Origin of the sequence: Fulvivirga lutimaris (assembly GCF_009711525.1) — a bacterium.
GTDB classification, from domain to species: domain Bacteria; phylum Bacteroidota; class Bacteroidia; order Cytophagales; family Cyclobacteriaceae; genus Fulvivirga; species Fulvivirga lutimaris.
Map to the genome: position 1 here is coordinate 10,680 of NZ_SMLV01000436.1, position 14,739 is coordinate 25,418.

Annotated in this window: 10 protein-coding genes; 8 read left to right on the plus strand and 2 right to left on the minus strand. The window is 38.8% G+C overall.

All coding sequences use genetic code 11. The features are described from left to right. The coding region (locus E1140_RS20730; RefSeq protein WP_155188757.1) for an NAD(P)/FAD-dependent oxidoreductase at positions 1-1,097 on the plus strand (1,097 nt) is incomplete at its 5' end. Here the strand turns inward: E1140_RS20730 and E1140_RS20735 are convergent. Next, the gene (locus E1140_RS20735; protein WP_155188641.1) at positions 1,094-1,954 is read right to left on the minus strand and encodes a UbiA family prenyltransferase; all 861 of its coding nucleotides are present in this window, start codon (positions 1,952-1,954) and stop codon (positions 1,094-1,096) included. The genes E1140_RS20730 and E1140_RS20735 overlap by 4 nt on opposite strands. A gap of 49 nt (positions 1,955-2,003) precedes the next feature. Here E1140_RS20735 and E1140_RS20740 point away from each other — a divergent pair, with 49 nt between their 5' ends. From E1140_RS20740 to E1140_RS20750, 3 genes are all read left to right on the plus strand, one after another. After that, on the plus strand, positions 2,004-3,080 hold the full coding sequence (locus tag E1140_RS20740) for a type III polyketide synthase (protein WP_155188643.1): 1,077 nt from the start codon (positions 2,004-2,006) through the stop codon (positions 3,078-3,080). Next, positions 3,073-3,780, plus strand: coding sequence for a methyltransferase domain-containing protein (locus E1140_RS20745; protein WP_155188645.1), 708 nt, complete (start codon positions 3,073-3,075; stop codon positions 3,778-3,780). The genes E1140_RS20740 and E1140_RS20745 overlap by 8 nt, the downstream gene beginning before the upstream one ends. Before the next feature lie 313 nt (positions 3,781-4,093). Continuing rightward, positions 4,094-7,348 carry a VPS10 domain-containing protein gene (locus E1140_RS20750; RefSeq protein ID WP_155188647.1) on the plus strand — a complete coding sequence of 1,085 codons (3,255 nt, stop codon included), beginning with the start codon at positions 4,094-4,096 and terminating at the stop codon, positions 7,346-7,348. Between the two features lie 91 nt (positions 7,349-7,439). On the opposite strand, the gene E1140_RS20755 is transcribed toward E1140_RS20750, so the two are convergent. Continuing rightward, complete coding sequence (locus E1140_RS20755) at positions 7,440-8,021, minus strand: nitroreductase family protein (RefSeq protein WP_155188650.1); 582 nt, start codon at positions 8,019-8,021, stop codon at positions 7,440-7,442. Positions 8,022-8,058: 37 nt separating this feature from the next. Between E1140_RS20755 and E1140_RS20760 the strand changes: the two genes are divergently transcribed. The 4 genes from E1140_RS20760 to polA all read left to right on the plus strand — a co-directional run bounded on the left by E1140_RS20760 (position 8,059) and on the right by polA (position 14,738). Then, entirely contained in the window at positions 8,059-9,795 is a 1,737-nt protein-coding gene (locus E1140_RS20760; RefSeq protein ID WP_155188651.1) for a M14 family metallopeptidase, read from the plus strand. Between the two features lie 30 nt (positions 9,796-9,825). Next, the gene (locus E1140_RS22075; RefSeq protein ID WP_185153707.1) at positions 9,826-11,316 is read left to right on the plus strand and encodes a cryptochrome/photolyase family protein; all 1,491 of its coding nucleotides are present in this window, start codon (positions 9,826-9,828) and stop codon (positions 11,314-11,316) included. A 55-nt stretch (positions 11,317-11,371) separates the two neighbouring features. Beyond that, positions 11,372-11,830, plus strand: a complete 459-nt coding sequence (locus E1140_RS20770; RefSeq protein ID WP_155188653.1) for a DinB family protein — start codon at positions 11,372-11,374, stop codon at positions 11,828-11,830. A gap of 94 nt (positions 11,831-11,924) precedes the next feature. Then, a complete protein-coding gene (gene polA, locus E1140_RS20775) occupies positions 11,925-14,738 on the plus strand; it encodes a DNA polymerase I (RefSeq protein ID WP_155188655.1) in 2,814 nt (937 codons plus the stop codon). Position 14,739: the final 1 nt, after the last annotated feature.

The window sequence follows — 14,739 nt, forward strand, 5'->3', positions numbered from 1 at the left end:
CTGTCATAGGTGGGGGGCTTGCAGGGCTGGTAAGCGCGATTCTCCTTCAAAAGGAGAAATTAAATGTGGTTCTTGTTGAAAAAAAACAATACCCTTTCCATCGCGTGTGTGGAGAATATGTCTCCAATGAGGTTGTTGATTTTCTCAAAAGAAACAACATCTACCCGAACTCAGGACACTCCGAACTTAATGAGTTTGCTTTAACATCAATTGCTGGCAAAAAAGCAACCGTACCGCTAGAACTAGGTGGTTTTGGTATAAGCAGATACAATTTTGACTTCTTTCTTTTTAAAAAAGCCCAGGAGGTAGGTGTGCATATTGTAACCGATGCTGTAGACAGTATTTCATACATTGATGATCAGGATGAATTTGTTATTGATCTGAGAAAATCAGGGCAACTCCATTCCAAAATAGCTATTGGTGCTTATGGAAAGCGATCGAATATTGACAGAAATATGAATCGCCCATTTTTTAGCAGACTATCTCCCTACATAGGAGTAAAATATCATATTAAGTATGACCATCCAATAAACCAGGTAGCGCTCCATAATTTTGAAGGTGGATACTGTGGCATAAATGCCATAGAAGAAGGCAAAATGAACCTTTGTTATCTTGGCGAGAGGTCTGCACTTAAGAAGCATGGCTCAATACCTGAAATGGAAAGAAATGTTCTGCATAGGAATCCTTACTTAAAAAAAATATTTATGGAAGCTGAATTCCTGTGGGAAAAGCCTGAGGTGATTAATGAAATATCTTTTGAGACAAAAAAGCCTGTTGAAGGTCATATTCTGATGTGTGGGGATGCTGCTGGGATGATCACTCCACTCTGTGGTAATGGGATGGCTATGGCTATTCATAGTTCTAATATTCTGGTAGAAGATATTTCAAACTATTTTCATAAACACAATGACCGGATGCAGCTTGAAAAGTCATATCGCAGTAAATGGAACAAGCTTTTTAAAACTCGGCTTTCCATTGGCAGAACCATCCAAAATCTATTCGGATCTGTTTGGTTATCTGAACTGAGTGTGGGTATGTGTAAAATAAAACCACTATCCCGATATCTGGTGTCGCTTACACATGGTAAGCCATTTTAATACAAAAATAATATTACAAAAAACAGATTCAGGCAAGTTGCTGAAATTGCATTCAATCTCATTGTATTTTCAAAATTCACTACCTCCATATTCTTTCTAGCTTTAAAGTACCAATAGAAAAAATAACCAACTACAGGTGACATGGACAACACATATAAGAATGCTATATTGAGATTATAGTATTCGATAAAATACAACCCAAATAACAATGTAGTGAGAGAGAAAAGGGTCATGGTAAAATGAAAAGTGCCCAAAATTCCAAGTTTCAAACTTAAGGTATTATCACCCCTACTTCTGTCTTCTTTATGCTGATAAATTTGGGTCATGGGGTATGAGCCCCAGAGCATTACTGAAGTTAAAATAGCGGGGAAAAGCACTTCCTTTTTCAGCAGTTCTTCGGGCGCAATTCCATTCACACCAAGGTAAACCATTAAAAAAGTAAAGAACCCTTGAAAAACGCCAGCAATAAACCAGCTGGCAAAGGGGTATTTTTTTATCCGAATAATAGGGTGGCTATAGGCCTTGGAAACCAATCCATAAACAAAAAACATAACTAGCGTCCAGAAATTAAAAGCAACAAGGACCAATGCTATCAAATCGAAAATTAAGGCCAAATAATAAAGCCCCTTATTAACCTTTGGCGGATTTTTCAAACCTCCAATGCTATCTTCATCCTTGTCAAAATAGCTATTATATCCGTTACTGGCAGGGTACAGAAATATATGAAGCGCAATAAAAACAATAATGGCATCAGATGTATTAACATTGTCAGATACCGCTAGTGCAAATAAGTAAACGGGCATCAGGTAATACGAAAAGGGAATACGCAGATGAAGCCACGCGGATTTAGAAAACATATGAAGTTGTTTTGACCAAGATATCAAAATTTGACTATAATTGACCTTAATGAACAGTTACATCACATCCATATCTACCGCCAAACCTAAATTCAAGGTTGAACAATCACAAGCACTGGACTTTATGTCTAAAGTAAACGGCATGGATAAAGATGAAAAGCATAATTTAGAAGTTCTTTACAGGGCAACAGGTATTGAGAGCAGGTTTTCTGTACTTGAAGATTTTACACTGCCTCCAGATAAATCCGAATATTTTAACACAACGGGTACGCCAAGCACTGCAGAAAGGCTAGATTTATTTAAGGAAGAGGCTCTAAAATTGAGTTTTGATTCTGCTAAGGATTGTATTAGTAAAAGTGGTGTTTCAGGAGAACAAATCACACATATTATTACCGTAAGCTGTACTGGTTTGCATGCCCCAGGATTGGATATCGATCTGATTTATAAATTAGGACTACAGCATAATGTTGAAAGATTGGCTATAAATTTTATGGGCTGTTATGCAGCATTTAATGCCATTAAAGCTGCCGATGCTATATGTCAATCATCTGAGGCAAAGGTTTTGATTATTTGTACAGAACTCTGCAGTATTCATTTTCAAAAAGGCAAAGATGAAGATACGCTGTTGGCCAATGCCTTGTTCGGTGATGGTTCTGCCGCATTAATGGTTGAATCAATCCCAACAAAATGTAAATCCTTAAAAATAACCTCTGCTCATTGTGACCTATTACCTGCGGGGAAAAGTGAAATGGCCTGGGGAGTTGGTGACTTTGGATTTGAAATGAAACTGTCATCATATGTGCCAGATGTTATTTCGACAGGAATAAGTACTCTTCTAAAAAATTACTCAGAGCATTTTGACTACTATGCTATTCATCCGGGAGGTAAAAGGATTTTAAAGGTCATTGAAGAGCAATTAAACATTACTAAAGAACAAAACATACAAGCTCACGAGGTACTCAGGCAACATGGAAATATGTCATCCCCAACAATTCTCTTTGTATTAAAGCATATTTTTGATGACTTAACAGAGGCGGATGCCCAGAAGGACATTCTCGCGATGGCATTTGGCCCTGGACTTACCCTAGAGTCTCTCACCTTTAAAATCACTTTGGATAATGCCTGATTTTAGCCAGAGGTCTGCCGAAGTTGAGTTGATGGACGATCTTGAAAGTTCAGGAGAGGTCATAGAAATAACCCTTAAAGAGCTGGAGACCATTAATAAATGGCTTGGCGGAAATTTTGTGACCATCGATGGAATTAGCCAACTTATTAAAAACAAGAAAGGTAAAATTACGATTGCTGATTTAGGTTGTGGCGGTGGGGATATGCTAAAACTGATTGCCAAATGGGGGAGGAAAATAAAAGTAGATTTTGATTTAATAGGTATAGATGCCAACCCTAGCATCATAGCATTTGCAAAAGAAAACTGTAGCAATTATCCAGAAATAACCTTTGAGTGTATTAATATAAATGATGAGGCATTCAGGAGCAGAACTTTTGATATTATAACCTCCACCCTTTTCACTCATCATTTTACCAATGAAGAGCTCAAAGAGTTGCTGTTATCGGCTCATAAACAATCAAAAATTGGAGTAGTTATTAATGACCTTCATCGTCATTGGTTTGCCTATTATTCTATCAAATGGCTCACTTCTTTGTTCTCCAAATCTGAAATGGTTAGAAATGATGCAGCGGTTTCTGTTATGAGATCATTTAGAAAAAAAGAACTTAAAACACTGCTTAGCAAAGCCGGCATTAGGCCTTATTCTATAAAATGGATGTGGGCTTTTAGGTGGCAGCTGGTTATTAAGAGCAATAATTAAATTTACTTGAATATCATGTCCAACTCTCCCAAACTATTGAAAACAAGAAAAGAGAAAATTACTGCCCTGCTTCTAGTCCTTTCCTCCTTGGTTTCAATTTTGTTTTTTATTTATGGGGTAACACAAAGTATAGAGGCTCAAAAATTGAATGAAGAATTAATGAAGTGTCGAGGTATTGAAGTATCCGAATAAAGCATCTTTAATAAAGTTTTGCTCCTAATATTGCCTAAAGAAGCCAATCATCAACTTCTACTTTTTATCCATCAATATAATTACTAGATTCAGTGCACTAACCTATTAAACAGTGCATATCATGAAAAAAACCATTCTTCTTGCCGTTCTTGTGGCAAGTTCATCTATCCTATTTGCTCAAAGAAAAAATTCAGCACCTGCAGAAATCAAGTCTGAAATTTCACTCTCAGGTTTAAAATTCAGATCCATTGGTCCAGCCATAACTTCGGGCAGGGTCTCTGATATAGCCGTAAACCCAAATAATTTCAAGGAATATTATGTGGCCACCTCCGCAGGAGGGGTCTGGAAAACTAATAACTCTGGAACCACATTCACGCCCGTTTTTGACACTCAGGGCAGCTATTCGATTGGCTGTATAACCATAGTTCCGAATAACCCAAGTATAATATGGGTTGGCTCTGGTGAAAACAACAACCAACGAAGCGTGTCCTATGGAGATGGAGTCTATAAGTCTATTGATGGAGGGGCTTCATGGAAAAATGTCGGTCTCAAAACCAGTGAACATATTGGCAAAATCATAGTTCATCCTGACAATTCTGATGTTGTTTATGTGGCAGCTATAGGTCCTGTATGGAGTGGTGGTGGTGAAAGAGGACTTTATAAAACTACCGATGGTGGTAAAACTTGGAAAGCCGTACTCACCATAGATGAAAATACCGGAATTAATGATGTGATCATGGATCCCAGAAATCCAGAGGTGCTATATGCCAGTGCTTTTCAAAGAAGAAGACATGTATTCACTTATTTAGGTGGGGGTCCAAAATCAGGCATTCACAAATCTACAGATGGCGGTTCTACCTGGACTGAAGTTAATAATGGGCTGCCAGGAGTTGATAAAGGGCGAATTGGGTTATCCTTTGCACCTTCAAATCCTGAAATTATTTATGCTATAGTTGAGGCCGCACAAGGCAAAGGAGGCTTCTATAAGTCAACCAATCGTGGAGCCTCTTGGGAAAAACAAAGTGGATATAGCTCATCAGGAAATTATTATCAGGAAATAATAGTCGATCCGATCGATGAAAACAAGATCTACTCCATGAACACCTGGATGCAAATTTCAACCAATGGCGGTAAGTCTTTCACCAATGTAGGAGAAGACACCAAGCACGTTGATAATCACAGTTTATGGATAGATCCAACCGATACCGACCATTTGCTAGCAGGCTGTGACGGTGGGGTTTATGAGACTTATGATAGGGGTAGCACCTGGCAATTTAAAGCCAACCTGCCTGTCACTCAGTTTTACAAAGTGGCAGTAGATAATGCTGAGCCTTTCTACTGCATTTATGGAGGAACGCAGGATAACTTTAGTATGGGTGGTCCTTCCCGAACAATCAGCGGAAATGGTATCGCTAACTCTGAATGGTTTATGACACATGGTGGTGACGGCTTTGAATCTGCAGTTGATCCTAAAAATCCAAATATTGTTTACGCACAAGCACAGTATGGCAATCTCGTAAGGTATGACAAGCTAAGCGGAGAAGAACTTGGCATCCAGCCACAGCCAAGAAAAGGTGAGGATGCTTACCGCTGGAACTGGGATGCTCCTTTAGAAATAAGTTTCCACAAAGATGGACGAATCTATTTCGCAGCTAACAAACTCTTTAGAAGCGATGACCGAGGGAATAGTTGGGAAGTGATAAGTGATGATCTGACTGCTCAGATTAATAGAAATGAGCTGAAGGTAATGGGTCAGATTTGGAGCACTGATGCTGTTGCCAAGAATGGATCAACCTCCTTATATGGAGCCATTGTAGCATTTGCAGAGTCTCCGAAAAATGAGAACTTGTTATATGTGGGAACAGACGATGGCCTAATTCAGGTGACGGAAGATGGTGGAGCCAACTGGCGTAAAATCTCATCAGTAAGTGGTGTACCAGCCAGAACGTATGTTAATGAAGTATTGGCTTCAAAACACAATGAAAATGTGGTATATGCAGCCTTTAACAATCATAAAAATGGAGATTTCAAACCATACATTTATAAAAGCTCTGACAAAGGTAAAACATGGGTATCTATTAGCAACAATCTGCCTACTAAGGGATCAGTTTATGCCATCGAAGAAGACTTTCAAGACCCTAATTTATTATTTGCAGGAACTGAATTTGGAGTATTCTACTCTTCAAACGGAGGCTCAAGCTGGACGCAGCTGAAGTCAGGACTTCCTACTATTGCAGTTCGAGACATAGCAATCCAAGAAAGAGAAACTGATCTGGTATTAGGCACATTCGGAAGAGGGTTCTATATACTGGATGACTACTCTTCATTGAGAAGCGTCAATGCACTGGCCTCAAAATCAGCTGACCTGATGCCCATTAGAGATGCGCTTGCTTTTGAGTACAAATACCCATTAGGTTTACCAGGCAAATCATTTCAAGGCGATGACTATTATCTGGGTGAAAATTTAGGATCAGAGGCCATATTCACCTATTATATCAAAGATGAAATAAAGACAAAACATGACCAGAGGTTAGATAGAGAGAAGAAAACTACTGATGACAGATATCCAACTTACGATGAACTGAAAGCTGAAAAAACCGAGGAAGACCCATACATTCTATTCACCATCAAAGATGCATCAGGCAACATTGTAAGAAAATTGACAACCAAACCTTCAACGGGAGTCAATAGAATACATTGGGATTTAAGAACTGCCTCTACTAATCCTATTGACTTAAGCACACCAGCGTTTTATAATCCATGGTCAGGAATAACCACTGGTACTATTGTCGCTCCTGGAAAGTATTCTGTAAGTATGTCAAAATTTGTGGATGGCACTTTTACAGACCTCGCTGGCCCTGTTAGTTTTAATGTCAAATCATTGAATGGTTACACTATGCCTGCTAACGATAGAAATGCACTAGCCGCCTTCAAAAAAGAGGTGAATGAATTGGCAAGAGTGGTTGGCGGTGCGCAGAATAGCATCTCGGAAGTTAGAAATGAAATGCGCTATGTTAAGGAGGCCATAAATAGGAGTTCCGTTGACCAGCAAGCACTCGCAAAAGCTGCCAGTGAGTTAAATACCAAATTGCAGGAAATTGCAACCAAACTAAACGGTGACAGAGTAGCTGCTGAACTAGATATGGACAGGCCCGCTACTGTAGCCAACAGAATTGGGAATATTCAATATGAGATGTATTATTCTACTTCAGCCCCAACTGCAACACATAAAATGAGTTTTGAAATTGCTAAAGAAGAATTTCAGCCCATTTTAGCAGATATTAGAAAGTTGATTACCGAAGATTTAGTAAGGCTTCAAAAGCAGTTGGAAACTGCAGGAGCACCGTATACACCTAATAGAGTGATGGTGCCATAAATTTTTATTTCAGGAATTATCGTCATTGAGATTACGGATAATTTTCTTCAGGCTAATAAAAAAGTCTGAAGAAAATTTCCGCAATGACGTCCTATCTCACCCACCTGACTTTATCCTCAATACCTTTTCTTTTTCCTTCTGGCCATTTGTCTGATTTCATGGTTCCAATGAACAAGAACCCCAACAACTTATCCTCCTCTTCAAGACCAAAGAATGGTTTGGCTTCTTCATAAAACGTTATACCACCAGTGCTCCAATAGCAGCCAATTCCATAAGCCGAAGCGGTCAGTAACATATTCTGAACTGCACAAGCTGTGGAGCAAATTTCCTCAACCTCCGGTACTACACTATGCCGCTTCATTCCGATAGCAATAATATGAGAACACTCCAGTGGCTTAGCAGCCAACTTATCAAAAGTGGCTTCATTAAAATTACCATTGCTTTCAGCCCTTGTCTTATATAATTCAGATTGAAATTTTGCCAGCTTCTTAAGTCCATCCCCTTCAAAGACCACAAACCTCCACGGCTCTGTAAGCTTATGTGTTGGTGCCCAATTGGCATTTTGAAGCATCCTTTCAATAATCGCATTATCTACTTTCTCACCTGAGAATATTCCTGTAAAAATTGACCTCCTGTTTCTGATTGCCTCATTTACAACCTCTGCATTGTTCATATTATTGCTAACTTTATTTCGCACTAAAGATAACCCAATGAAAAGACTTCTTTTGCTATCATTATCATTTGTAGCAATCAATGGATTCGCTCAAAATTTACAGACCGTTTTTGAACAATCAGAAGGAAGAAAGACAGGCACCTATGATGAGGTAATTAGCTATTATGAAAAGCTGGCGGCTTCATCAGATTATATAGGCATCAAAACCGTGGGCATGACAGATAGTGGCTATCCGCTACACTTGGTCACGTTGGATTTAGATAAAGATTTTGATTTTAAAAAATCTTACGATAAAGGCAGGACCATTGTCTTAATCAATAATGGAATTCATCCGGGTGAGGCCGATGGAATTGAAGCCAGCATGATGCTTTTGCGTGATTATGCTACACAAGAAGATAAGAAGGCCATGCTAGAGAATACTGTTATTGCTGTTATTCCTATTTATAATATTGGTGGTGCGCTTAATCGAAATTCATTTTCAAGAGCAAATCAGGATGGGCCTGAAGAATATGGCTTTAGAGGTAATGCAAGAAATTATGACCTAAACAGAGATTTTATCAAGGCTGATACCAGGAATGCAAAGGCCTTTTATGAGATCTTTCACGAAGTAAACCCTGACATTTTTGTAGATACTCATGTGAGCAATGGTGCCGATTATCAATATACAATTACTCATCTCATCACTCAGCATAATAAAATGGGTGGTGCTATGGGCAAATATTTGGAAGATGATTTCAGGCCTCGACTAGAAAAATTAATGGCCGATAAAGGTGCTGAAATTACGCCCTATGTTAATGTCTTTAACACAACGCCTGATGAGAGTGGTTTCCCTCAATTTTTGGACAACCCAAGGTATTCCACGGGTTATACCACACTTTTTGGGACATTAGGTTTCATGATAGAAACCCACATGCTAAAACCTTTTGATGTAAGGGTAAACAGCACCTACAACTTGCTTCAGGCTACTATTCAGATAGCCAAAGATGATGGCACAAAAATAAGATCGTTGAAATTACAGCGTCAGTCTGATTTTAAAGCTGGTGAGAAGCACCCTGTGGACTGGAGGCTAACAAGAGGCGAGTCGTCAGAATTAAATTTCAAAGGGTATGTGGGAGAAAAAATCATCAGTAAAGTAACCGGTCAAGAGCGCTTGCTATACGGACATAACCGCCCATTTACCAAAGTAATCCCCTATTACAATACCTATGTTTCTACTGAAGAAGTAACCATTCCAAAAGCCTATGTTATTCCGCAAGGATGGTATGATGTGATTGAACTTTTAAAACTTAACAAGGCACAATTCAAAAGACTTAAACAGGATAGTAGCATCTCAGTTGAAGTGTATCATATTGACAAATTCAATACCTCAAAAACGGCTTATGAGGGTCATTACCTTAACAACAATACTAAGGTTATAGTATCTACAGAAACTCTAAACTTCAGAAAAGGAGACTACATTTTTACCACTGATCAACCTGCTGCCAGGTATATGGTTGAAACTCTGGAACCCACTGCCCCAGACTCATTCTTTAGCTGGAATTATTTTGACACCATCCTTCAGCAAAAAGAGGGTTTTTCACCTTATGTTTTTGAGGACAACGCCCAGCAATTACTTGAGGCAGAGCCAGAGTTGAGAAAAGATTTTAATAAAAAGAAAAATGAAGAACTGGATTTTGCACAAAACTGGTATGCCCAGCTAGACTTTATTTTTAAACGATCTCCTTACTATGAAGAGGCGCACATGCGCTATCCTATTTTTAGAATTGTGGAATAAACATAGACACATTGTTGCTGTTAGTAAGCAGTGATCATTGCACTAGTTTACCCGCACCAATTATTTAAAAAAAGCCCACTACTAGACAAGGCTGATGCATTCATTCTTGTAGAAGATGAGCTTTATTTCAATCAATACAACTTCCATAAAAATAAGCTTATACTTCATAGGGCATCCATGAAGTATTATGCCTCCATACTCGTAGACCTGGGTAAGTCTGTCAGTTATATTGACAGAAAAACAAGTAATACAACTTATACAGCGCTTGAAAAAGCCAAGTCAATTGGAGCAACGGAAGTAATTGTAATTTCTCCTGATGACTATTTATTGACAAGGCGAGTTGACAGGTATGCCAGGCAATTGAGCCTTACGATTAACTGCATTGAAAACCCAGGATTTTTAACTTCTTCAAATGAGCTTAATACCAGGCTTACAAAAAATAAGACTGGCTATTTCATGGCCTCATTTTATAAGAACCAACGGGTGGCCTTAGACCTACTTATAGATAATGGTGAGCCTACCGGAGGCAAATGGAGTTTTGATGAAGACAATAGAAAAAAGCTCCCTAAAAATATAAAGCTCCTTGATATTGAACAGCTCAATGAAAATGCTTTTGTAAAAGAAGCTAAAGAATATGTTGAAGCAAATTTCAAAACCAATTTAGGCTCACCTGATGCGTTCAACTATCCAATAACACATAAGGAGGCAAAGCAATGGCTGGATAAATTTCTCATTGAGAGAATGGAAAAGTTTGGTGACTATGAAGATGCCATAGCTAAAGACCAAAGCATCCTCTTTCATTCATTATTGACACCCGCTTTAAATATTGGTTTACTAACTCCACAACAGGTTATAGACCGAACAATGGAACTTCATAAAAAGCATGATTTCCCAATCAATAGTCTGGAAGGTTTTATCAGACAGATCATTGGCTGGCGTGAGTTTGTGAGGGGCATTTATTTAAAGGAAGGTGTCTTCGAACGAACTAATAATTATTTTAATTATAGTCGTAAAATACCAGCCTCTTTTTATAATGGAACTACTGGTATTGAGCCTGTAGATCAAACTATTAAAAAGGTATTATCAACTGGCTATTGTCATCACATAGAAAGGCTCATGATTTTAGGCAATTTTATGCTGCTCTGTGAATTTGATCCCGATGAAGTTTACCGTTGGTTCATGGAACTGTTTATAGACGCCTATGACTGGGTAATGGTGCCCAATATTTATGGCATGACGCAATATGCTGATGGAGGACTGATCACCACCAAACCATACATTTCAGGGTCAAATTATATTCTGAAAATGAGTGATTACCAAAAAGGAAAATGGTGTGAAATATGGGATGGCCTCTACTGGAATTTTATTTATCAACATCAGCAGAAATTCTCTTCTAATCAGCGCATGAAGTTCAATATCAACATGCTTAATAAGATGAATACTGAAAAATTGACCAGTCATGTCAACAACGCCCAATCGTTTTTAGAAACTCTTGATAATTCGATAGTTAAAGAAGGTTAAGTGCATATCACTTCCTCTTTTTTGTTAATTTCACCCCTAGTTTTATGTAATAATTATGAAAAAGCATTTTAGAGATTTATTAAAATATAATGAGTGGGCCAACTACAGAATATTGGTCGCTTTGGAAGAACTAGAGTCTCCTGGTGATGAGCTTTTATCCCTGTTTAGCCACGTGCTAACAGCACAGATTATCTGGCTCAACAGAATTAAAGGAATACCAACATCGCCTTTTCCATTATGGGAGCAATATAAATTGACCGAGCTCAGAAGTATGACTGAAGAGACTTCTAATAATTGGAACACTTATTTAGACAGCCATTCGCTTGATACTTTTGAAGAAATGATTTTTTACACCAATTCAGAAGGTAATAAATACGAAAGTACCATTCGTGAAATCATGAACCATATGCTTAGCCATAGCAGCTACCATAGAGGGCAGATCGCAAAAGCAATTAGAAATAAAGGCGTTCAGCCACCTGATACTGATTACATCATCTACGCGAGGATAAAATAATACCTACAAAGACATGGCTTGCAAGTTGAAATTGCAGGCCATTTTTTATTTACTTCCATCCTATTTTTAACCGTGCTTTCATACCTTTATAGGTATGAGTACCCCTGAAAAAAAACTATTCCTGCTTGACGCTTATGCGTTAATATATCGTGCGCATTTCGCATTTAGCAAAACTCCAAGAATCAACTCCAAAGGCATAAATACCGGAGTAATGCTTGGTTTCACTAACACCATGCTGGAGGTTTTGCAAAAACAAAAACCTTCTCATATTGCTGTAGTTTTTGATACTTCTGCACCTACTTTCAGGCATGAGCAGTATGCTGAATATAAAGCCAACCGCGAGGAGACTCCGGAAGACATCAAAATTGGTGTGCCCATAGTAAAGGATATTATCCGGGCATTTAATATCCCTGTGATAGAGAAGGATGGGTTTGAGGCTGATGACATCATTGGTACACTGGCTAAGAAAGCTGCACGCCAGGGTTTTGAAGTATTTATGATGACTCCCGATAAAGACTTTGGACAATTGGTTGAAGAGCACATATACCTTTACAAACCCGCCTTTATGGGCAATGGTGTTGATATAATGGGAATTGATGCAGTGCTTAAGAAATGGGACATTGAAAGAATAGACCAGGTTATTGACATGCTAGGCATGCAGGGCGATGCTGTAGATAATATTCCGGGAATACCAGGGGTTGGTCCAAAAACTGCTTCGAAGTTCCTTAAGGACTATGGCTCTTTGGAAGGGCTGCTTGAAAATACTGACAAGCTCAAAGGCAAAATGAAAGAGAAGGTTGAGGCCAATGCTGAACTGGGAAGGCTTTCAAAAGAATTGGCTACAATTAATATCAATGTGCCTGTTGAGTTTAACGAGAAGGAATTAGAATATACAGGTCCCGATGAAGAAAAACTAAAACCAATGTTTGAAGAGCTGGAATTCAGAACATTGGCGAAACGACTGTTCAATACTGATCCCGCAGCAGCTTCACCCTCTTCATCAAGCAGTGGCAGCTCGAGTTCTTCTGGTCAATTAGATATGTTTAGTGCCGCCAGCAAGGAGGCAATTGATCTCACTGATGAGGAGCCAAAGAAAATTGAAGATATAAATACTGTGGAGCATAACTATCATCTGGTAGATTCTGCTCCAATGAGAAAGTCTTTAATCTCCTATTTGCTAAAGCAGGATGAGTTATGTTTTGATACTGAAACAAGTGGAATTGATGCTGTAGAAGCCCAGGTTGTGGGAGTAGCCTTCTCATATATTAAAGGTGAGGCATACTATGTGGCCATACCGCCAGATTTCGAAGAGGCTAAAGCTATCATTCAGGAATTTGCCGAGGTTTTTAACAATGATAAGATTCTGAAAATTGGTCAAAATATTAAGTACGATATTTTAGTCTTGAAAAAATATGGCATCGAAGTAAAAGGGCCCATTTATGATACCATGCTTGCGCATTACCTGATCGAACCTGAGATGAGACATGGCATGGACGCTCTATCTGAACATTATCTAAATTATAGGCCCGTACCTATAAGCACCTTGATAGGCTCGGGAAAGCATCAAAAAAACATGCAGGATCTGGCTCCTGAAGAGATTGTGGAATATGCCTGTGAGGATGCAGATGTAACACTTCAGTTAAAGGAAAAACTGGATAAAGAAATTAAGGCCAATAAGCTCGAAAAACTACTGAATGAGGTAGAGCATCCACTGGCTATGGTGTTGTCAGAAATGGAATTTGAAGGTGTAAGAATTGATGAGCAAGCCCTAGCTACCATGTCGAAAGAACTACAGCAATTGAGTCTTGAAGCGCAGGAATCGATTTTTAAAATGGCAGGTCAGGAATTTAACATAGCCTCGCCAAAACAGCTGGGTGAGATTTTATTCAATAAGCTCAAGCTTGTTGACAAACCGAAGAAAACCAAAACCGGGCAATACGCTACTGGTGAAGAAATATTGAGCAAGCTGGCGGTTGAGCATGATATCGCAAATAAAATTTTAGAGTTCAGGGAGTACCAAAAGCTGAAGTCTACCTATGTGGATGCCCTTCCAAAAATGATAAGTCCTACAGATGGCCATGTACATACAGATTATGGGCAGGCCATTGCAGCAACGGGAAGGTTAAGCTCTAATAACCCTAACCTCCAAAATATTCCAATCCGTACAGAAAAAGGTCGTGAGATCAGAAAGGCATTTGTGCCACGTGATGAAAACCATGTTTTACTATCTGCAGATTATTCTCAAATTGAACTTAGAATAGCCGCTTCCTTTGCCAAAGATGAGGTTATGATTGAAGCCTTTAAAAATGGTCGTGATATTCACTCAACCACAGCGGCCAAGGTATTTAATGTGGCTTTGGAAGATGTAGATTCGGGTATGCGAAGAAAAGCCAAGGAGGTTAATTTCGGGATTATATATGGCATTTCAGCCTTTGGTCTGGCACAAAACTTAGGCATATCCAGAACAGAAGCCAATGAAATTATTACAGCTTATTTCAAAGAATTCTCGGCAATCAAATCCTACATGGATAATTGTATTAACACGGCTAAAGAAAATGAATATGTAGAAACCATTATGGGCCGCAGGAGGTATTTAAGAGATATCAATTCGGGGAATGCTACCATGCGAGGCTACGCTGAGAGAAACGCCATTAACGCACCAATACAAGGAAGTGCTGCTGATATCATCAAGCTTGCTATGGTAAATATTCAAAAATGGCTGAAAGCAGAGAAACTGAAAACCAAAATGATTATGCAGGTGCATGATGAATTGGTTTTTGATGTTTACAAGGATGAAGTGGAGCTGGTGAAACCTAAAATCATTGATTTAATGATGAATGCCGTTTCTTTAGAAGTGCCCTTGGAGGTTGAGGCAGGTGTTGGCGACAACTGGTTGAAAGCGCATTGAT